Source organism: Helicobacter saguini, from assembly GCF_000762875.2.
Lineage (GTDB): Bacteria > Campylobacterota > Campylobacteria > Campylobacterales > Helicobacteraceae > Helicobacter_A > Helicobacter_A saguini.
In genome coordinates this window covers 1-22,140 of sequence record NZ_JRMP02000005.1, presented here as the reverse complement: position 1 = coordinate 22,140, position 22,140 = coordinate 1, and the positions used below count along the sequence as shown (strand labels likewise).

The window sequence follows — 22,140 nt, the reverse complement described above, 5'->3', positions numbered from 1 at the left end:
TAGAAATTATAATTGCTTTAGCCATTTTTGCAGGGTTTTTATTTGCTGTTTGGTTTCTTTTGGGGCGGTGCCTCCTTTGCTAGTTCTACGTTTCATACTTTCGTTTAAATCAAGGACTTTTTTTAGAGTTTTAGAATCTAGTATAGAATCTAAATTCGTTTTTTTAGAATCTTTAGAAACCACATTAGAATCTAGATTCTGTAAAGTCGCCGAAAACTTAGAATCTTTAGAATCTAAAGCTCTAGATTCTACAATTTCCTTACGTAAAAAAGGTAGTAGCACCGAAATATCAATCACACTCAAATCAACGCCACGAGATTCCGCAAATGCTACGCAACTACCCACAATGTGGTGTGCCACGCGAAAAGGAATGCCAACTTCTGTCACCAAAAAGTCCGCCAAATCAGTCGCCACCAAATGCCCTTTTTGACACATTTTTAGCATATTTTGCGTATTAATTTTTAGCTCTTTCAAACTCGCATTTAGAATCTTAAGGCTGATGAAGCTTGTATTTATCGAGTCAAAAACGCCCTCTTTATCCTCTTGCATATCCTTATTATAGGCGTAGGGCAGGGCTTTCATCGTGGTTAGCAACGCCATCAAATTCCCAAAAGTGCGACCACTTTTCCCACGCAAAAGCTCGGCTACATCCGGGTTTTTTTTCTGCGGCATAATGCTACTTCCCGTGCTAAAAGTGTCACTAAAAGTAACAAAATTAAACTCAGCACTACTCCAAATAATTAGCTCTTCAGCCACGCGCGAAATATGCAGCATCACCATCGCGATATTGTAAAGCAAATCAAGGGCAAAATCCCGGCTACCCACGCTATCCATCGCATTTAAACTAGCACACTTAAAGCCCAACTCACGCGCTAGATTCTCACGCTCATTGTTATAAGGCGTCCCAGCCAAAGCCGCACTACCCAAAGGGCATTCACTGCTTAAATCATAGCTATTTTGCAGGCGAATTATATCGCGTTTAAAACCCGCACACCACGCTACTAAATGATAGCCAAAGCTAATGGGCTGGGCGTGCTGCAGGTGCGTCATCCCTGGCATTAGCGTGGCTGTGTGTTGCTCGGCGATGTTTAAAAGCGTTGTCATTAATTCTTTCAAAAGCCCTTGCAAGATAAGGTTTTGATTGCGACAATAAAGCGTGAAATCGAGTGCGACTTGGTCATTGCGACTACGCGCGGTATGCAGGCGTTTTCCAGCCTCTCCTATGCGTTCGCTTAAGCTAGATTCTATAGCCATGTGAATATCTTCATTTTGCGTTACAAAGCCCTTAAACTCGCCATTTTCAATCTCTTTATAAATGCTATCAAGCCCTTTTTGTATGGAATCTAGGTCATTTTTACTCAAAATCCCTATTGCGTGCAGCATTTTTGCGTGTTCCTTGCTACCCAAAATATCCTCACGCCAAAGATTTTTATCAAACTCAATACTTGCGTTAAACTCATCAAGCAACTCGTTAGTATTTGCGCTAAATCGCCCCGACCAAAGTTTCATTTTTCACCTTTGTTATTTACCAAAATCTAATTTCAATATCTGTTTTTTTAAAGTAAGCCTACTTTCTCATAAAAAGTGTGGTGGAATTATCCTCGTTGAAATACTTTTTTGCAGTCTCTAAAATAGTGGTAGAATCTAGTGAATCTAGGTTTTTTTCATACTCCAAAAGCGGCTTAATATCCCCACGCACAAGATATGAGCCAAAAAGCCCAGCAACTGAGCTAGCAGATTCTAAACTATAAATAAATGACGCGCGAGTATTGATTTTGACCTTATCCAAAGCCTCTTGCTTTATGGGCGTTTTTTTTAGCCGCTCAAGCTCTTTTATAATCTCATGTTTCAAGCTATCTGCCTTTACGCCCGGGTTTCCTGTGGCAATAATGATAAAGATTCCAGAATCTACCAAGTCCATATTATACGCGGTTACGCTACTTGCAAGCTTTAATTTATCCGTTAGCAAAGCCGGTAAAATCGCACTTTTGCCCCCCGCTAAAATTTCAGCTAAAGATTCTAAAGCAATTTGGTCTTTGTCATTAAATTTTGATGTTTTAAAGCCCATCATCACCCATTCTATGCCACCTGTTTCTTTTTTTATAATGCCCTCACGTGCGCCATCTTGCTTTGGCTCTTGCATTTTCACAGGCGGGATTTCACCGCGATTTTTGATATGTGCGAAGTGCTTTTGCGCCCCACTAAACACATCTTTAGAATCTACATCCCCAGCGACCACAATTATCGCATTTTGCGGCTGATAATAAGTGCTATGAAACGCGCGAATATCCGCAACTTCCCAGCTTTGAATGTCATTCATAAAGCCAATGGGCGTCCAGTGATACGGATGGTAGGTATAAGCGGTGTTAAAAAAGCGGAAAAATAGATAGCCAGATGGCGAATTATCCGTGCGCCACAGCCGCTCTTGGGCGACTACATCACGCTCGCTAGCAAACTCGCTATCTTTGAAATCAAGATTTTCCATTAGCTCAGCGAAAAGTTTTAGGCTTGTATCAAGATTTTCTTTGCTTGAGCGGATATAGTAGCGCGTGTAGTCAAAGCTTGTCGCGGCATTATCGCTGCCGCCCATCTTTTTAACGATTTCATCAAACTCACCAGCTTTCAAATTTTTGGTGCTTTTGAAGTTTAGATGCTCTAGCATGTGTGCCATACCGCTTTTACCCATCGTCTCATTTCGCGAGCCAACCTTGTAAAACACATTCGTCTCAATCACTTTGCTATTATTTTTTAGTGGAATCACAACGACTTGCAGCCCATTTTCTAGAATCTTGCTTTCATATTTTGGCAGCACGGACGCACTTTTCGCATTCACAATAGAACTCATAAGAAACACTCCAAAGATAAGAATTTTAAGGGGTTTTAGCATTTTTTGCCTTTTTGCAACTTCAAATAAATGGAATTTTATCATTTAAGTTTTAGTTTTGTGTATCTTGCACAAAAATAAATTTAATAAAATATTTTTATTATAATTATCAAATAATATTTATCATTTTAAGTATAAAATGATAATATATTTATGTAATATTCAATATAATTATATAATTTGGTGTTTTTTATAAATATTAAAAGATAATTTATAATATTTATAAGATAATATATTATGATATATATTATTTTTGTTTATAAAATATTTTAATTTTATAGAGTCTAAAAAGTCTATAAAAATTAAAAAATACAGAAATGTTAAAAAAATTTTACATTTTACTTGACAAGTAAACTAAAAATTTGTAGAATTTCAAAGTGCTTTAAGGAAACTTAAGCACAAGTTATGATGAGGTTACCCCCTCCAATTCCCTACATCATAACTTTCAGAATCTTTTGCTCACCCCACAGGCAAAGATTTTGTTACTCTCCACTCCTTTTAATGTAACTCCTTGATATTAAAGTAAGTATTTTGGAGATTTAAATTTTTCATTTTACTCCTTTGTTTTATTTTAAAACTTAGTTCCTTTGATATATCACTGACGCTATCAAAGGGTTTTGTTCTATTTGAGATTTTATCCAACGTTGTTAGTCTTTTTTGTTTTGTAATCTATTAAGTATATAGAATGCTATAATACGATTTGAATTATATAATATAGATTCTAAAATTACAAATTTTATAGTTTTATAAAGGAAAAGTTATGACAATTTATACAAATTTAAATGTTTTTTATAGAATCTTAATTAGCTTTTTTTTGGGGCTTGTTATTGGATTTATCGGCTGTATTATTCGGCTTGGCTGGGAGGTTTTATTCCCTAATTTACAAGGTTTTAGCATCAATGCAGATTCTATAGCGGCTAGTATTTTTGCGTTTTTAAATGTTACGCCTGAGCTTTTAGTGCAAAAAATCGTGTTTTCTAGTGGATATGAGTGGAGTGTATTTTATATTGTGACTAATATTATGATTTCTATAACTTTTGGGGTGATTTATAGCGTAATTGTAGAATTTTGTCTTAAAATGAAGTTCGCACAAGGCTTACTTTTTGCGTTTTTAATGTGGGTAGTTTTTTTCCTTATAATTTTGCCACTTTTTGGCTTTATACATAACTTTTATGCCGATTTTAAGGTAGATTTTCTTTTTTTATTTAACACATTATGCGAGTGCTTATTAATGTTTTGGATTATGGAATTATCTAGGCGAGATTTGCGAAATCGCTTAACAAGTGAGCGTGACCCTATTTAGATTCTATAAAATTATAAAAAGGATAACTTTTGAGTAAAAAAAGTAAGCAAAAAAATAAGTTTTTGGATGGTTCGGCTAGTAAGGCTAAAATAGATTCTAAAAATATGGAATCTAAGAATACTAAAATCTCAAAAAATAACTTTTTGATAGCGCGCCTAAAGGCTTTTATCACCGATATGTTCTTAATAAATATGCCCATTTTGTATTTCACAACTTATGTGATTGTGGGCGATAAAAATAGCTTTCAGGCTAATCAAATTGCGATTTTGTGCTGTGGGTTGAGTTACGCATTTATCTTGGTTTTATTTTTTTATTTTAGTGGGCAGACGCCGGGCTTTCGATATGCGGAGATTATGCTAGTAAAAGATTCTAAAAATACTAATAATATAGAATCTAAGTTAGGAAATTTAGAAGATTCTAAAAAATCCACACAAGATTCTAAAAATATAGAATCTAATCACACACAAGATTCTAAAAAATCCATACAAGATTCTAAAAACATAGAATCTAATCACACAATTACTATGAAAGATTCTAAAAATACAGAATCTAAACCGCAAAAACCAAGCTTTTTACAATGCGTAATTTTTGTATTTTCATGGCTAGTTGAAATCACATTTTTTTTATGGGTTTTCGCACTTTTACGCAAGGACAAAAAGACCTTACACGAGCTACTTTCAGGCACAAAAATAATTTATAAAAAAAATACTAGAAAACAGCCTACTTAAACATGCAATTTTAACCCAAAATGCAAATATGTTAATCTTACTTTCAATGTTTTTGTTATAATTCCAACTTTATAAAAATTATAAATTTTAAAAGGTGCTTTTTATGGATGGGCAAATTATTTCTTTAGATGTGGCAAAAAAGCAAGGGCAGGTGCAGCAATTCGTTACAGAGCGTGTTTTCCCATTTGATTTTAAGGTTTATGATGGCGAGGAAAAGGAGCTAAAAATCGAGCTTGAAGTCGAGTTTAGCGTGGAAAATCGCGTTGTTTCAAAGATGAGCCGCAAGATTTCCGTGCAAGAGCAGGATGCTATCCCTGTGACAAAGAGCGCGACTGACTGCGTTAATGAGTATTTTGCGCGTGAAAATGGCATTTTGGTCGAGCATCAAGAGTTTGTCGATAATAATCCAGAGCTTGATTTTATGCGGATGAGACGCTTCCTTTTTACTGCGTATAATGATTTGTGCGACTTAGATTCTATGCTTGAAAATAAGGAGCTAAGGGCTGTAAAGCACGAGGTGGCTTCACTTTATCGCGATTATGAGGAGTATATTAAAAAAACGCAGTATCCGCTGCCTTATTGTTTTGAGCAAATTTTCATTCGTAGGCAAGTTGAATACACGCATTTAGAGCAGCATATCGAGGATATAAAAATCGCTATGAATGGCGCAAAAGGCGAGGTAGAAGTGCTAGGACGAAGACTTGAAGAAGAGGAGAAAAATCTAAAATTTATCGCGGATAAAAAAAGTGCTGAATTTTTAGAGCAAGAAAAGGAAGTAAAGGCGTTGAGGCGGCGTTATGTGGATTTGATTGACTACATTGCAAGGCAAAAAGATGTTATTGCCTATGAAACAGAGCGGATGAAAGTGTTTCGCGAGACGCATTTAGCCGAGTTTGCCGAAACTTTTGAGCCGATGACTGCTAGCATTAAGACGAAGTTTATAAAACTGCTAAATACAAAGGGCTATGGGCTTGATAAAGAGATGTGGGCGCGCGCAAAGACTAATCAGTATGTAAAAAAGTTTTTTCGCGATGCGGACATTCACGGGGGGTATAATTCGGTCACATATTTGCGATATTTCTTAAAAGGCTTGGATAAAAATAAGGTTAGTAGCCCCGCTACAAAGGAGCTTTTTAACCTTTTGAAAACTTTGGAGGATAGCAGCCGCCGAAATATTATGGTGCTGCAAGAGAATGACACGAAAACCTTTAAATCGCGGCAATTGATTGAGCGTGTGGATAAGGGCTTAAAGATTACCACATCTCACGACCCATTTGATGCGCTAGGCAAGCTTGCAAGTAGTCCGCAAGACATCGTAGTGCTTGACTACAAAATAAATGGGCTGCTTGCCTTTGATTTTATCCGTGAGTATCGCGACTCGCCCAAATTTAACAAACGCACATCTTTTATAGTCGTCACGCCAAATCAGCTAGAATACGATAAAATCGAAGAGGGCAGAGGACTAGGCGTAGAATATTTTGTCATTGCAAATGATGGCGAAGCCTTTAGTGACGCAGTCCGCATGGCGATATAACACGCATTATAGAATCTAGAATGCTAGAAACTTGCTAGAAATATAAATATAAACGCCCACTTTGATAAGCAATATTTTTGTATATTTGCTATAACTATTCAAGCCTAATGAGATACAATTATGCAATTAATTTTAAAGGACATAGAGCGAAATGGTGAAACTTATTGTAAAAAACAAAGCCTAAATCTTCTTACACATAAGGCTAGTGAAATCATTGTTGCAGGGCATTGCAACGAGCATAATGATTCTAACATAAGAGTATTTCACCTTGCTACAAAAGAGCTAGGAAAAGATAGGAGTAAAATGGATGACAAATGGAAAAAGGCTAATAATGACGCTATTTTCGCGCTCTTAGATGTGGATAGTGAAAGCAGTTTATATCACATAAAAAACCCTTTTATAGCATTTGAGGATTACAAAGGTGGCGATTTACCAACGCAGTTTTTTGTGATTAATATGAAAAGTGAATTTAATTTGGATTTCCATCACATTGTTTTGGATGGTTATTTTTATGTCGATAATACTCCACTTTATAGCGGAAATATTGATTTTTTAGATAAATCTGGTGAGGTGCAATATGATGATATGGGAGAAGGAATAGAAAATATACATTATTTAACGCTAGATTATATCGATACAAAATATATCGAATTGATAAAATATATGAAGTAGTCCATATTTTATATTTAAGATTCTATTCAAAATCGCCGTTATTTTGTGCGTCAGAATCTAGCATAAATAGCGCGTTTTTCGCCACAATTTCGCCCACTTCTAGCCCATCTATAATCTCAAAAAAATCACTCCCTAAGATTCTTTTAGCCTCAATTTCTTGCACGAGAAACTCATCATCACTTGCTACAAAGACATAGTTTTTTTTATTTTTCTGCAAAATTGCAGACTTTGGCAAGATTAAACGCTCTTTTGGAACGCTCTCAATTACCACTTTTGCAAACATATTTGGGAAAAATTCGGCATTTTTATTATCCAAAATAAAACGAACCTGCACAAAATTATTAGTCACATTTGGGTAAATTATATCAAATTTTATGGGAATTTTAGTTTTAAAGCTATCCAAAATTACATAACTTTTTATAGCATTTTGTTCTAAATTTTCTAACTTTTTAGAATCTAAAGTTTGGATAAAACCTAAATCCTCTTGATTAATATTTGCCACAACCCAAAGGCTATCCAAATTCACAATTTTAAAAATCTCATCGCCCTTTTTTACGCCACTTCCAGCATTAAAATTTTTAGAGAAAATCACGCCATCAATAGGCGAGTAAAAAGTTACCTCATTTAGAATCTTACCCTTGTTTAACTTAGCAATTTCCTTATTATTTACCCCTAAAAGTTCTAATTTTTGTCGTGCTAAATGTCCGTGATTATAACGTGATGTAACCAAATATTCACTTTGAGCATCAATTAATTCAGGCGAATAAAATGTGAATAAAGCTTCATTTTTCCTAACTTTTTCATAAATTTGTGAGACAAAAAGCTGCTGTAAAAAGCCATCGGTGCGCGTTACGATACTAAAAATTTGGCTTTGGTCTGCCTCTAATTTTGCGTAATAGCTTTTGCTTTCGCTTATTTTTTCTTTTTTTACCGAGACAACAGGGATTTTGAAATTTTTAGATTCTATAAAGTTAGTGTTTTTAGAACTTTTTTTGCTTTTAGATTCTATTTTGCTCGAATCTAAATTCATAGAATCTTTAGAATCTTGCAAATTAGATTCTATATTTTTAGAATCTTGCCCTAACAAAATAGCTATAAAAATTATAAATATACTAAGTTTTTTCAAATGGATTTCCTTATTTAGATTCTATATTTCCTAACAAATTCTAGGTAAAAGTTCGCCTTGCGGGTATTCCAAAAATCTCTTGCTGCCATATTTTGTAAAAAGAACCACTTTTTGAAAATAGATTCTATCAAGCGGCTTTTCTTTTGTATCGCGAGTTTTGCTAGATTTTATAGAATCTTTTTTCATAGAATCTTGCAAATTAGATTCTATAGAATCCACAAAATCCTTTCGCACACGACCGATAATCGCGGCATTTTTCCCCAAAGGATGCGACTTTAGAATCTCCAGCACTTTTTTAGCACTCTTCTCTTTGAGTGCTAAAACGCACACACCCTCATTTGCCAGCTCAAAGCTCTCAAGCCCTAGCATTTCGCACATTCCTTGCACCTCATTATCCACGCCCACGCTATTTTCATCAATCTCAATGCACGCACCACTAGTAATCGCCCACTCATTCAGCACCGCGGATAAGCCCCCACGCGTGGCATCACGCAAGGCATGCAAGCCCAAATCACGCGCAAAAAGCGGTTTTAACATAGGATACAACGCAGCGCAATCACTGCTAATGTCACTATCAATTTGCATATTATTCTGCTCTAAAAAAATCCTAGCCCCGTGGCTACCGATATTTCCGCTTATTATGATTACATCATTATGAGAAAGATTTTTAGCACTCAAACCCTCCTTTTGCAAAGTGCCGATACAAGTCGTGTTTATAAAAAGATTCTTATTTTGCGTAGAATCTTTGTTAGATTCTATAGAATCTTTTGGCACATTAGTCGAAAAAGTAGGCAAAACTTTAGTATCAGCACTAAGGATTCTTAAGTCTAATTTATCACATTCCTTGCGTATAGATTCTACAATTTTCTTTAGTGTATTTATATCAAAGCCCTCTTCGATGATAAAGCCGATATTAAGAAATCGTGGCTTCCCACCCATCATCGCCACATCATTACTGCTACCACACACGCAAAGTTTGCCTATATCGCCCCCCTTAAAAAAAAGCGGATACACGATATATGAATCCGTGCTAACCACGCCTTTAAGGCAATTATTTTTTTTATTGATAGAATCTGCATTATTAGATTCTGTAATTTCTTTAGAATTACTAGAATTTTTAGATTCTATATTTCCTAACTTTTTATTATTTTTATTCTTAGATTCAATAGAATCTTTATCCAAAATATTACTAGATTCTATAAAATCATTAGAATTTTTATTGATAAATTCACTAGATTCTATAATTTTTTTAGAATCTTTAGTTTTAAAATCCATAGGTTTATTAGATTTAATAGAATTTTTAGAATCTAACTTTTTTGCCTCTTTAGTTTCCATAGAATTTTTGCTAGATTCCAAAAAATCATTAGAAACTAAACTAAAAACCCCGCCATCTTCGCCCCCAAAATCCATAATCTCGCCCAAAATCGGCATAAAAACATTCTCAATTAACTCATGGCTTTTCGCCCCACCACTACCATGCGACAAAGTAATAATATTATTCATATTTTCCCTTTTTATAGCAAATTAAAACAAAATTATACATATTTATTTTATAATTATTTTTAACATAAGTTATTGATTTTATAATGTAGATTTATTTTAAGTATCATTGCATTTCATACAACAAAACACTACCCCTTTGGTATCTTAGCACTTTGCTCCTCAAATTTCTTTATTTGTGCGTCAAAAACTTTTATTAAATTTGGTAGGTTTTTTTGTATTCTTTTTAGGGCGGATAGGTGGGCTTTCAGCGGATTTCCCCACACAGGATTTGGGCGGCTAACGCTATCAATTTGCTTTTGACACGCATCAATAGCCTTATTTAGCCCACCAGATAGCAAACGAAGCGATGATAAATAATCCTTGCTCTCCTTTACACGCGCACTAACATCACTTTTAAAGTTACCCAAAGCACTATCCACACGCTCTTTTACCACCTGCAAATCTCGCTCTTTTTCTTTCACTTCCTCTAGCTTAGATTCTAAAATATCGCGTGTGCTTTTTAGCTTTTCTTCAAGCCCTGCGCGCGCCTTTTTTAGCTCATCCTCTAATTTCAATCGCGCCTCTGTAAATTGCGCCTCTTGCGCCTTTATTTCAGCAATTTGAGACTCCAAGCCCTCTCGCTGCTCTTTAATCTTAGAATCTTTATACTTCGCCTCCAAGTTTTCTCGCTGCTCTTTAAACTCATGCTCTTTTGCACTTGCAATTTTAATTTTTGCCTTGATTCCATCCTCGACAGGCTTAAATGCCGAACGCTTTAGCTGGACTTGTGCTAACTGGCTTTCTTTCAATTCCATTTCCTCCAACTGCGCATCTTTTAGAATCTTTTCTTTTTCTTTCAATAATTTCAAATCATCCTCTAAATCGCTAGAATTTCCCTGCGTATTAAGATTTTGATACTGCGTATAAAACTGATTTAACCGCACAAAAATATCGTTTTGCGGCTTATTTGGCGCACTAGAATATGGCACATAAAACATAAACTCCACATTTGGAATGAGATTATGCTCACTCTCGTATTTCTTAGCAAACTCTTCTTTACAATTTCGCTCATAGTCCTCATCGTGATACACAAATGTCGGTAAATCCTCCGTGCTAAGGCTGCTACATATCGTATTTTCAAGGTATTTCACCCCATCATGCCACTCGCGCATACAATAATAAAACATCCCAAAATCAATAGGACTAATCGTATTTCTATCATTCATAATGATATTTACCGCCAAAATGTGCAAAAAGTCCTTAAAACGCTTGTCGCTAATGTTGCTAAGCTCCTTTGCAATGCTATTTTCATCATCTTTAGAATCTAGATTGCTGCCTGTAGGATTTGCATTTATCACCAAAGATTCTATAAAATTTATAGCGTGATTTTTATTCTCATCATTCCAAAATTGCCTAAAATTATAGCTATCAAAAAATTTTTTAAGTTTTTGGGCTTCAGGTGAAACCTGCTTTAATGTCTCAAAAACAGCGGTATTTTTCTGCGTAAAAAGATATTGATATAAAAATTCAGTATTGCTATGGTTGCCTAACTCACAATACGCGGTGTATTTATCAAACTTGCGGGTGTGCTTTTTTGAGACGCTAAGCTTCGCAGTTATCGGCACTTCGCCAAAGAGCGTTTGAAAACGAGAAAGTATATCAAGGGCGTCATCATGCCCATAAAGCAAAAGATTTTTGTTACTAAGCACGCAAAGGAGCGCCAACCGCACCTCCTCTTCGCGTCCATAAAGCCCTTGATTAAGGATAGATTCTAATTTAGTAATAGCATCTTTCATCACTTCTCCTTATTTTCTAAACATTTTAACTCGCAGATTCTATAAATTTTAGGTTACACAAACACAAATAAAAATATATAAAAACATATAAAAATAAATACAAAAGTAAAAATATAGCAAAAAACCACTTATAAAATGCTGAATCTTTGAAAGAAATCGCTTAGATTCTATAGAATCTACATTGTTTTTAGAATCTATTCACTTTGTCCCCAGCCGAATTTGTCACGCAGACGCATAAAGTAGGAATTTGTGTTAAATTCAACTAGCATAGCGCCATATTTTGCGACTTTTATATGCACGATTTTACCCTTAGAAATAGGGATACTTTGCTGTCCATCGGCTATCAAAATGCCAGAAGTGCAGAACTTAAAACGCATATCAAACTCATCATTTAGGATAATCGGGCGTTGCGTGAGTGCGTGCGGACAAACAGGCGTAAGCAGCACATTGCGACAGCTAGGGAAAACAAGCGAGCCGCCAGCTGATATATTATACGCACTCGAACCTGTGGGTGTCGCCACAAGCAGCCCATCCAAGCGATAGTGATTAAACAACTCGCCATCAATAAAGGCTTCAAGCTCAAGCATACCGCCTAAATCATCGCGAGAAAGCAAAAATTCATTTAAGGCGAAAAAGTGCGTATTTTGCCACTCGTTTTTTTTATTTTTAGAATCTTTGGTGTTGATTTTGTTGATTAGATTTTTGGTTTTTTTGGGATTTTCTGTGTTAAAAGTGGGCGTTTGGTTTTTAGAATCTACAAAAGTAGGGTGGTGGATGGGCGATAGCTTAGAATCTTTTGTGTTAGATTCTATGTTTTTCTTAGAATCTTTTCTATCGTCATGTTGAGCGTTAAGCGAAACATCTGCGTTTTTAGATTCTATGGAATCTAGTTTTTGTTGGTTGATATTTTTCAATATAACGTCTCTTTGATTTTCATTTACACTTTGCGCAAAAAAGCGCAAATCCCCCTCCCCGCTCCCCCTTTGCGAAAAAAAGCAGCCGCTTTTTTGTCTTAAAGGGGGAGAGCCCCGCTCTTCTGTCGCTTGCGAAAAAGCGGACGCACGCACTTCTGCGTGCGTTGTTTCCGCTTTTTGCGCACCACGCGACAGGCGGGACTCACAAGGTTGCGTGCTACGCACGTTTTCATTAATTGTCAAGCTATCGCTTGACGACTTTTTATCTTTTGTGTTTTGGTTTTTAGAATCTAGATTCTGTGTTTCCTTAGAATCTTGAATGAAACCTTCAAGCATAAGGTGTTCGCGGATGATATACTCGCCCTTTTTTATACGCTCTATCACATTATCAATTTCGCTAGGTGAAGCGATTGTAAGATAGCCTAGCCGTCCGCTATTTATGCCTAAAATCGGCACTTCGCTACCATAACTAGCCCTTGCCACCGAGAGCAGCGTCCCATCGCCACCGATACTAAAAAGCATATCAACTTTATTGCAAATGTAGGAAATATCGCGTATGGCAAGGTTTTGCAAAATCTTAGAATCTTTTTTGTCATGTTGAGCGTTAAGCGAAACATCTACGTTTTTAGATTCTATAGAATCTATATTTTCGTTTGCTTTAGAATCTAAATTAGATTCCATATTTTTAGAATCTTTTTTCTTAGAATCTTTCCCTTTAGATTCCATAGATTGCTTCGTTTCACTCGCAATGACGCAATTCCCAAAAATCATCTCCGCGCTATTACTCTCCAAAATACACGAAATCTTAGCCTTTTGCAATTTCTCTAAAATATCTAAAAATATCGGCTTTATATGTGGCGAATTTGGTCGCAAAACTATTCCAACTTTGCTAACTTTCTTAGCCATAAACTTATGAAAATTAGAACTTCGCAATGGCATTAGTGCGCCTTTAAACCAGAATGTTTTATACGCTTATAAGCTTCTGTTATTTGATGGAATCTTGTTGTATAATTTGATATTTCGCTCTCACTTTCACCATAAAAATTATCAGGGTGATATTCTTTTGCCAGCTTCAAATATCGCTTTTTAACTAGCTCAAAATCATCGCCAAATTGAGAATCTAAAGTCGCATAACACTGCCTTAACTTTCGCTCCTCTGCGGTTAAAAAAGAAAAATCATCGCTGTTAAAATCGCTATATTCAAAGCTTAAAACGACATTATGTATCACTTTATTACCCAAAAATGTGACGACTTTTTCCCAAAAATATTCATTGTTGCTTTGCAAATAGATTTCATTTTGAGAAATGCCTATGTAGTTGTTGCCAAACATCGTTTTTATGTAACGCTCGGCGACTTTGTTGCGTTTGCTTAGTGTCAAAATTATGCGTGATGTGCCTAGCATTTGCACTTTTACGCGGATTTTTTCTAGTATTTCTTTTGATTTGATAATTTTTATGCGGATGGGTAAATCGCTGTGGGCTAGGGCATCTTGCAAGATTTTTTCATCTTCTTCGCTATGACTTAAAGAGTGAAAGCACCAGTTTATAAGATAGTTTTTTTTCACCACTTCGCCATCGTCCAAAATCAGCACGGAGCTAGAAAGTCGGTAGTTTTTGCTAAAGTGTTTTTCCGCGTAAGCAAGGACTTTTTTTAGCAAGTTGCTATCTTGGATAAGTTTGATTTGCACATATTTATCGCAACAAGAAATCATTTGCCACACGCCTTTTCAACACATTTTCACTCTTAGAATCCACCGCTTTTCAACATTCCGCATTATAGCAAAAATACTTTAAGATTAGAATCTATATATTTTTAATAAATCAAGTCTTTATAAAATAAATTGTTTTGAGATTCCAAAAATACTTAATTTATATTATAGAATCTTGGAATTTTTAATTAGGATAAATGGATAATATGGAATCTTTATATATAAATCATCTATGTATAGCATGTGATGCATGTCGTGAAGTCTGCCCTACAAGTGCAATAAGTGTGCAAGAACCTATTTATCATATAGAATCTAATCTTTGCATAATGTGCAATGGATACTCATCACAACCTTTATGTATTGAAGTTTGTCCCGTAGATGCCATTATTATTAAGAATTATTAAGAATATACAATATGCTACCTTGTAGATTCTATAGAATCTAAAACAAATAATCAAACATGATAAAGGCGTGGGAGCGGTCATCAGTGCGAGCAGCGCTCAAAGGCGTGCCACCAAGTGCGGCGCCCGGATTATACCCTGCCTTTGTCGTATCTCTAAACCACTCAAGCTTCAAACCTAAGCCTATGTTGTTTTTAAAGGCGTGTTTGATTGTTAAAGCCACGCTTTCTTCATCACTTCTAGGACTTCTAGTAATTCGCGCTAGTATATCCCAGCTAAAAGTGCCATACTTAAGATTATAGCTACCACCACCGCTCAAATAGCCAGTGATTGCCTCACGATTTATCACATCGCTAATGCTAGGACCTATATCATACACGCTACCAGTCCAAAAGTCAAAGCCCATCGGATTCCCATACGTCCCAAAGTGCGAGTTACCAGAGCCAAAGTTTTTATACAAGCCAAAACGCGCATTATAGTTATACATAAAAACTTGCAAAATGGCGTTTATATTGCCAGATTCCGCATCGACTACTGAATCATATCGCCTATTATTTCCGCCAACATACTCGTCATGCACGTGTAAAAAGAAGCCCTGCAATGTCGCCTTATACCCAAAGCCATTGCCAAAATGGTCTTCATACACGGCTTTAAGCCCGATAGATTCATAAAGTCCGGGGTAGAAATAGATAAATGGGCGGATTAATAATGCGCTGCCCGCTCTCTCTCCGCTATCGCTCTCGCCTACGCCGCCATAGGAGTAGTCTAAGCCTAGTGCGTGGATGCCTAAGTGTATTTTTTTGCCATTTATTAGCGTGGATTTTGGCGCAAAGTAGTCATATAGCCACTCAGGGTCTATAAGTGCTCGCCCCCATGAGCTAAACCACCAAATTTTCACATAGTTTGCCTCATTTTCATCCGTGTCGCCATAGCCAAATTTTAAGTCAAGGTTAAACCCTTGCGTATGTCCGCTGTGATATTCCATACTTGAAGCGTAGCGTCCAGCTTTTAAGCCCAAGATTAAATCGTGTCCGGCTACAATGCCATCGCCAAGCTTGCTCTCAAAGTCGATATTTGCGTCCTGCACGACAAAGTAGCGATTATGCTTATATGGATAAGATACGCCAGGCAAGTCGAATGTAAAGCCCTGCCAGCCGCCGATATAGTTATTATTTAGTCCGCTGCCGCTACTTAAGCCGCTCTCTGCAAAGGGCGCGCCATCACGCAATGTGCTATCTAGTATTAGCCCAGCAGCCGAAGCGCCCACATTGATATTAAGCCGCGTAATGTAGTCATTTTCGATAAATTTTAGGAAATTATAATGCGTATTAAACTGCCCAAAAATCGTGGCAAAAGATTCAGTAGGATAAATGCCACGAGCTAAATCTACCCTTGCTTGATTAAATCCAGCCTTTACAAAGCTACTTAGCTGTCCGCTAAATGTGAAAAACTTTAGACTTTCTCTATCATCACCATCGCTTTCATAGCTATCAGCGTAGTTAAATTCATTGTCATTTGCTGCTAGTTTTATGGAATCTTGGTTGTTAGATTCTATGTTTTTAGATTCTAAACTCGCTAGGGTTATAGAATCTTGGTTGCTGGTTTCTATGCTTTGTTTTCCCTTAAAGGTTTGGCGGGTGAAGCCCCCCTCCATTGCGGAGGGGGGTTGGGGGGTGGGTAATTGAACGTTTTTAGATTCTAAACTCGCTAGTTTTATAAAATCCTCACTTGCGTCATTGCGAGACTTTGGCAAAGCCAAAGGCGTGGCAATCTCATTTTGTATAGAATCTTTAGAATCTAGATTCTGTGATTTTATAGAATCTATATTTTTAGATTCTATGCTTTGTTTTCCCTTAAAAGTTTGGCGGGTGAAGCCCCCCTCCATTGCGGAGGGGGGTTGGGGGGTGGGTAATTGAACGTTTTTAGATTCTAAACTCGCTAGTTTTATAAAATCCTCACTTGCGTCATTGCGAGACTTTGGCAAAGCCAAAGGCGTGGCAATCTCATTTTGTATAGAATCTTTGGAATCTAGATTCTGTGTTTTTATAGAATCTATATTTTCATCCGTCATATTGAGCGAAAGCGAAACATCTACTTTGTTTTTTATAGAATCTACTTTAGAATCTAGATTCTGTAATTGTGTAGAATCTTCCCATTTAGATTCTATAAATTTAGCATTTTGTGTAGAATCTAAACTCGCTAGTTTTATAGAATCTTTTTTATTAGATTCCACATTGTTTATAGAATCTAAACTCTTAGCAAAACTAAAAATAGGCAACACACTCGCCACGACAATAGAAACTAAAGAATTGAACTTTAATTTTTTATCACTTACATTTTTCATAATATTCTCCTTAAATAAATTAGATTCTATAAAACCATAACATTTTTACAATTTCAATATTAAGAATTTATAAAAAATCTATCAATATAATACACAAAATAATAATACTTTGTCAAGTAATTTATAGGAATTTAAGAAATATTTTAGCCCTACAAGATTATAGAATCTAAACTAATCTTAAAATTTTTCGTGATTTTATTATTTTTAAACATTAGATTTATGGTGTTGTTAAAGTGCTTCAAAATATTACAAATTTTATTGCTTTTTTTGGCTTAAAATTATATAATTCGAGCGTGAAAATTTAACTCAAAAATACCCATATTTTGATAATCATTTAAAGGAAGAAAAATGCAACCTTCAGTAACTTTAGATTCTAATATAGAATCTAAAAACGCGACAGATTCTATAAAAACAGATTCTAATAATGCGAAAAACACAGAATCTACAACGCAAGATTCTATAAACAAAACAGAATCTAACAACGCAAAACCAAAAGAAAAGAAAAAAATAACCCCCATTCCACCGCTGCATTTCCATAGGAAACGTTATTTTGTGTATGCGATTATTACGATTGTTGTGATGATTATGCCTTTCATTCGGCTAGGCGATGGTGGGCATCACTTGTTTTTGCTAAGTTTCGACCACAAAGTCCTGCATTTAGGCGGCGTGGAGTATAGCATTCAGGAGTTTTATGTGATGCCCTTTATGCTAATCATCCTTTTTGTTGGAATCTTTTTGATGACATCAATGGGTGGGCGCGTGTGGTGTGGCTGGGGCTGTCCGCAGACGCTTTTTCGTATGATTTACCGCGATATTATCCAAACGCATTTATTGAAACTGCGTAAAAAAGTAAGCAACAAGCAAGAAGTTTTAGTGCTAGATTCCGCTAGTAAGTGGGCTAGATTTATCGTAGGCTTGGCGATTTTCACGGCTTTAGCACTCATTGCAGCGGCAAACTTTCTATTCTTTTTTGTGCCACCTGAGGACTTTTTTGCCTACATTAGCGATGTGGGAAATCATCAAATGTTGCTTGGCTTTTGGCTTGTGATTGCTGGGCTTATGACCTTTGAGGTGTGCTTTATTGCCGAGAAATTCTGCATTTATATGTGCCCTTATGCGCGCGTGCAAAGCGTGCTTTTTGATGATAATACGCTAATGTCAATCTATAATGTCGAACGTGGCGGGGCGGTCTATCGTCCAAATGGCGAGGCTATCGGCATCGCGCCAAAGAAGCAAAATCCAGCGAATGAATGCACAAACTGCCTGCACTGCGTTAAGGTCTGCCCTACGCACATTGATATTAGAAAGGGCGTGCAGCTTGAGTGCGTGAACTGCCTTGAGTGCGTGGATGCCTGCTCTGAGGTGATGGGCAAGCTTGGTCGCCCTAGTCTTGTGACATGGAGCTCGCCAAATGCGATAGCACAGCACAATAAAGTGAAATTGTTTAGGGCGAAAACTATCGGCTATATCGTGCTTTTGTGTATTGTATTTGCCGCGCTTTTAGTCGTTAGCAATATTCGCAAGTCAATGCTATTAAACATCAATCGTGACGCGCAGCTTTATATGATACGCGATAGCGGTGCGGTCGATAATGCGTATAAGTTTTTGATACAAAATAAGGATAGCAAAGAGCATAGATTTAGCTTTGAGATTCTAGGTGATATGGCAAAAGATTTTGAGATAAAGGTGCTAGACCACGAAGGTGAGAAGGACTTCCTAATCCATCCAAATGGTGATAAACGTCTAACCGTGCTAATTAGGGCTAAGCAGTCGCTAAATGATTCTATGAATGAGGATAGAAATATCCCATTAATTATCCGCGCCTTTGCAGTCGATGATAAAGAGAATATAAACATTACCTACACGACATTCTTTATGTATCCTAGCCAAAAGGCAATCAATGCAAAGCTTGGGAAGTAAATATTTACAATAAAGCCTAGAACTATGTAAGGATTATTTCACTTGAAAGATAGTTAGCTTTAAATATTATATGTTTCATTGTGGTCTTTAATTGCCTTATAAATTATCGGTCCTATGCGGCGCAGATTTTTTTCCTCTCCTAATTCTCTAGCTTTTATGTGTGTATTTACGCTAATTGCGGAATCTAGCTTGCTATCGCCCTTGCAACTAAAAAAGCGAAAGTCAATCCTAAAATTATCACTAAGAGCCTCATCAAAGCCCACAAATAGCGCACTTTTCGCATTAGAATCAAGTGTGATAAATTTATCAATTTCACTTAAGGTAATACTTGCAATACGCGGATTTAAGCCTACAGAATCTGCGTTTGTGATAACATTATATCGCGGTTTATTATTCGCTATTTTCTCATAATCATTTAATTTTTCCGCGTTAAAACTTGCATTTTTGCTAATAATTTGATACAAATTCACATCGCGTTTGTATTCTCTTAAAACCTTTTTAAACTTCTCAAATGTGCTAAAACTAGGCGTCCCACACTCTTGTAATATAGAATCTAGCACACTTTCACTAGCATTTAGCCGCGTAAATATAGAATCTTGTAGGATATTTTTATCCACGCGCACTTGCGCCTGGTAAATGTTACCTTTTTTCACATTTTTGACAACTTCGATACTTGGCAAATCTTTGATTTGAGATTCTAAGGCGATGTTAGAATAGCCTGTAGTGCTTAGTTTGTCGTTATTTTGCCTTGTGTTATCCACCGCGTTATATTTTACACTCACTTGCAAATTTGTGCTTAAATCCTTGATGGCTTCAGCTTTTGCCACTTCAAAGCTACTGCCACTGCCTTGCCCGTAAAGATATTGCGGCGTCTTAGAATCTTTTTTAACCCCACTAATAGCCCCCCCACAGCCCACAAAACACACCATTAAAACGCACAAAATAGCCCTAAAAACACGCATAAATCACCCTTAAATCGCACAAAATATAGCCAAAATTATATCAAATTTGTTTAATTTTATTAGAAATTTATATGTTAGAATCTTGGTTTTTATTTTGATTTTCAAAGGAATTAACATGGAAATTATTAGCACAAATGACGCGCCACAGGCTATTGGTCCGTATTCTCAAGCAATTGCGATTGACAAACTCATTTTCACAAGTGGGCAGATTCCGCTTTTGCCAAATGGCGATTTTTTGCTCGGCGATATTAAGGAGCAAACAAAGCAGGTGTGCGAGAATTTGCGCGCGGTGCTGATTGCGGCAGGGAGCGACTTAGAGCATGTGATAAAGACGAATGTGTATCTTAGCGATATGTCGCTATTTGCGGAGTTTAACGAAGTTTATGGCGGATATTTCGCGCACAAGCCAGCTCGTAGCACCGTGGCGGTAAAAGAGTTGCCACGTGGTAGCAAAGTCGAAGTTGAATGCGTCGCGATTAGGAAAAATTAAATTCTCTCCACCAAAATGCCCTTAGATTCTAAGTAATTTATAGAATCTTGTATTTGCAAAGCACTGCCGATAAATTGCACAAAAAGAAAGCCCAGCTCTGCCTTATTTAACGCCTCGATATTGCCCGCCAAAATATTCACATCAATATCAAATTTTTTAATCACTTGCGAGATTAACGCATCGTGGATATACTTGCCCTTGAAAGATAGCTTGTAGGCGTTTTTACCCGCATTTCGCAAAATCTCCTCACTTGAAAAGGCTGGTAGAAAGCTCAAAAGTTCGCGAGTAATTGCATGTTGCGGCTTCTCAAACACACTCTCCACGTTGCCACGCTCCACAATCTGCCCACCACTCATCACGCACATATTATTGCAAATCTTTTGCACGACCTCGATTTGATGCGTGATTAGCACGATTGTAAGGTTAAATCGCGCCTGCAAATCCTTTAGCAAATCCAAAATCGAATGCGTAGTCTTAGAATCTAAAGCCGATGTCGCCTCATCGCAAAGCAAAATCTTAGGATTATTCGCCAAAGCCCTTGCAATCGCTACTCGCTGCTTTTGCCCGCCGCTTAATTGACTTGGATAAAACGCTGCCTTTTCACTCAAGCCCACTAGCTCTAAAAGCTCATCCACACGCACTTTTATACAATCTTTTTTCCACCCGGCTATCTCTAAACAAAACGCCACATTGCCAAAGACATTTCTAGATTCTAAAAGGTTAAAATGCTGGAAAATCATACCGATTTTTTGCCGCTCTTTTTGCAGCTGCTTTTGGCTTAAGGCAAGCATATCCACATTTTCTATTGTAAGCTGCCCGCTTGTTGGCTCTTCTAGGCGATTTATGATGCGAATAAGTGTGCTTTTCCCAGCGCCAGAATAGCCGATAATGCCCATAATATCACCCTTTTGCACATCTAAATCCACACCCTTAATAGCCTCAAATCCATTTGGATAAATTTTTGTAATATTTGTTAGTTTTATCATATTTTGCCTTGTAAATTTATGTTGCAACTCTAATGCAATAATTTTTCAATAAAAAAGTTATAAGATTCCATACTTTTTTAAATTTTATAGAATCTAAATAGTTAAATTTGTAATATTTTAGCATAAAAATAATGGTTTATAGAATCTAGATTCTGTAAAATTTTCTAACCTTAAATGGTGGTTTCTTTGCGAACAAACATAAAATTAGATTCTATGTTTTGATTAAAAATATTTTGCTTAAACTTTAATGCTAAAATTACGCTTTTAAACTGTAAGATTTTTAGAATCTAAAAAGGGCAGAATAGAATGTATAGCGATAAAATTAGCGAGTTAGAAGTAATTAAAAATGTTGAAAATGATTTTTTCAAAAGCTCAAAAAATGGAAAAGATTTAAATTGCAATAAAATGCTAGGAAATATCGATTTTTGCGTTAGTTATACGATACAAAGCCTTTATCATAATATTAATTTTTTATGGGCGGAAGCAAAAAAAGGAAATGATAAAGATATTATAGAATCTTTAATCCAGCTGATTTTAACGATAGGCAAGGAAAAAACTTACAGCGATGAGTTGCCCCCTGCGTTTTTGGGTGCGTTTGATTGCGAAAAAATAGCATTTATTGAATATCACGAGATACAGCATATTTTCAGCCAAAATGATTTTAATTGGAATGTAGCACCTAGTAACCACGAAAGCAAGGAATTTAAGCAACTTTACAGCGAACTACAAAGCCTTTTAGATTCTAAAAAAATGTTATTTTATTACGAGGCAGATTCTAAGATTCTAAAAGAATTTATAGAATCTAATTTTGTAATTACAAATAAAAACCTTAAAAAGATTCAAATTGATAAGAATAATTTTATTGCGATTTTTAGGCGATGGCTAGAAG

General features: G+C 36.3%; 17 protein-coding genes and 1 pseudogene. 8 read left to right on the top strand and 10 right to left on the bottom strand.

Annotated features, from left to right (window positions below):
* Positions 1 to 6: 6 nt before the first annotated feature.
* On the bottom strand, positions 7 to 1,509 hold the full coding sequence (gene argH, locus LS64_RS04055; protein WP_034573146.1) for an argininosuccinate lyase: 1,503 nt from the start codon (positions 1,507 to 1,509) through the stop codon (positions 7 to 9).
* Positions 1,510 to 1,567: 58 nt separating this feature from the next.
* Entirely contained in the window at positions 1,568 to 2,845 is a 1,278-nt protein-coding gene (locus tag LS64_RS04050; RefSeq protein ID WP_034574876.1) for a M16 family metallopeptidase, read from the bottom strand.
* Positions 2,846 to 3,644: 799 nt separating this feature from the next.
* On the opposite strand from LS64_RS04050, the gene LS64_RS04045 reads away from it, so the two are divergent.
* The 4 genes from LS64_RS04045 to LS64_RS04030 all read left to right on the top strand — a co-directional run bounded on the left by LS64_RS04045 (position 3,645) and on the right by LS64_RS04030 (position 7,121).
* Complete coding sequence (locus LS64_RS04045) at positions 3,645 to 4,187, top strand: DUF1440 domain-containing protein (RefSeq protein ID WP_034573148.1); 543 nt, start codon at positions 3,645 to 3,647, stop codon at positions 4,185 to 4,187.
* Positions 4,188 to 4,216: 29 nt separating this feature from the next.
* Entirely contained in the window at positions 4,217 to 4,915 is a 699-nt protein-coding gene (locus LS64_RS04040) for an RDD family protein (protein ID WP_034573150.1), read from the top strand.
* Positions 4,916 to 5,018: 103 nt separating this feature from the next.
* The gene (locus LS64_RS04035) at positions 5,019 to 6,449 is read left to right on the top strand and encodes a response regulator (RefSeq protein WP_034573152.1); all 1,431 of its coding nucleotides are present in this window, start codon (positions 5,019 to 5,021) and stop codon (positions 6,447 to 6,449) included.
* 120 nt (positions 6,450 to 6,569) lie between these two features.
* Entirely contained in the window at positions 6,570 to 7,121 is a 552-nt protein-coding gene (locus tag LS64_RS04030; protein WP_034573154.1) for a hypothetical protein, read from the top strand.
* A 22-nt stretch (positions 7,122 to 7,143) separates the two neighbouring features.
* Here the strand turns inward: LS64_RS04030 and LS64_RS04025 are convergent, their stop codons facing one another.
* The 5 genes from LS64_RS04025 to LS64_RS04000 all read right to left on the bottom strand — a co-directional run bounded on the left by LS64_RS04025 (position 7,144) and on the right by LS64_RS04000 (position 14,151).
* Complete coding sequence (locus tag LS64_RS04025) at positions 7,144 to 8,247, bottom strand: efflux RND transporter periplasmic adaptor subunit (RefSeq protein ID WP_118949341.1); 1,104 nt, start codon at positions 8,245 to 8,247, stop codon at positions 7,144 to 7,146.
* Positions 8,248 to 8,277: 30 nt separating this feature from the next.
* On the bottom strand, positions 8,278 to 9,750 hold the full coding sequence (hypE, locus tag LS64_RS04020) for a hydrogenase expression/formation protein HypE (RefSeq protein ID WP_052062690.1): 1,473 nt from the start codon (positions 9,748 to 9,750) through the stop codon (positions 8,278 to 8,280).
* Between the two features lie 128 nt (positions 9,751 to 9,878).
* Positions 9,879 to 11,525, bottom strand: a complete 1,647-nt coding sequence (locus tag LS64_RS04015; protein WP_034573628.1) for a hypothetical protein — start codon at positions 11,523 to 11,525, stop codon at positions 9,879 to 9,881.
* A gap of 194 nt (positions 11,526 to 11,719) precedes the next feature.
* Positions 11,720 to 13,378 carry an NAD(+)/NADH kinase gene (locus LS64_RS13115; protein WP_118988437.1) on the bottom strand — a complete coding sequence of 553 codons (1,659 nt, stop codon included), beginning with the start codon at positions 13,376 to 13,378 and terminating at the stop codon, positions 11,720 to 11,722.
* Positions 13,378 to 14,151, bottom strand: coding sequence for a J domain-containing protein (locus LS64_RS04000; protein WP_034573445.1), 774 nt, complete (start codon positions 14,149 to 14,151; stop codon positions 13,378 to 13,380). The genes LS64_RS13115 and LS64_RS04000 overlap by 1 nt, the downstream gene beginning before the upstream one ends.
* Positions 14,152 to 14,345: 194 nt before the next feature.
* On the opposite strand from LS64_RS04000, the gene LS64_RS03995 reads away from it, so the two are divergent.
* Complete coding sequence (locus LS64_RS03995; protein WP_337190725.1) at positions 14,346 to 14,552, top strand: DUF362 domain-containing protein; 207 nt, start codon at positions 14,346 to 14,348, stop codon at positions 14,550 to 14,552.
* Positions 14,553 to 14,589: 37 nt separating this feature from the next.
* On the opposite strand, the gene LS64_RS03990 is transcribed toward LS64_RS03995, so the two are convergent.
* Positions 14,590 to 16,893: an outer membrane family protein gene (locus LS64_RS03990; protein ID WP_118962090.1), complete on the bottom strand. Its 2,304-nt coding sequence runs from the start codon at positions 16,891 to 16,893 to the stop codon at positions 14,590 to 14,592.
* A gap of 348 nt (positions 16,894 to 17,241) precedes the next feature.
* Here LS64_RS03990 and ccoG point away from each other — a divergent pair, with 348 nt between their 5' ends.
* Positions 17,242 to 18,813 carry a cytochrome c oxidase accessory protein CcoG gene (gene ccoG, locus LS64_RS03985; RefSeq protein ID WP_081948301.1) on the top strand — a complete coding sequence of 524 codons (1,572 nt, stop codon included), beginning with the start codon at positions 17,242 to 17,244 and terminating at the stop codon, positions 18,811 to 18,813.
* A gap of 59 nt (positions 18,814 to 18,872) precedes the next feature.
* Here ccoG and LS64_RS03980 read toward each other — a convergent pair whose 3' ends face one another.
* Positions 18,873 to 19,775, bottom strand: coding sequence for an LPP20 family lipoprotein (locus tag LS64_RS03980; protein ID WP_034571390.1), 903 nt, complete (start codon positions 19,773 to 19,775; stop codon positions 18,873 to 18,875).
* A 115-nt stretch (positions 19,776 to 19,890) separates the two neighbouring features.
* Here LS64_RS03980 and LS64_RS03975 point away from each other — a divergent pair, with 115 nt between their 5' ends.
* Positions 19,891 to 20,265: a RidA family protein gene (locus LS64_RS03975; protein ID WP_034571393.1), complete on the top strand. Its 375-nt coding sequence runs from the start codon at positions 19,891 to 19,893 to the stop codon at positions 20,263 to 20,265.
* Here LS64_RS03975 and LS64_RS03970 read toward each other — a convergent pair.
* Positions 20,262 to 21,251 (bottom strand): methionine ABC transporter ATP-binding protein, encoded by a 990-nt coding sequence (locus LS64_RS03970; protein ID WP_034571396.1) that lies wholly within the window; start codon positions 21,249 to 21,251, stop codon positions 20,262 to 20,264. The two genes, LS64_RS03975 and LS64_RS03970, sit on opposite strands and share 4 nt — an antisense overlap.
* Positions 21,252 to 21,557: 306 nt before the next feature.
* Here LS64_RS03970 and LS64_RS03965 point away from each other — a divergent pair.
* Positions 21,558 to 22,140 (top strand): annotated as a pseudogene (locus tag LS64_RS03965) (hypothetical protein); the annotation flags it as partial.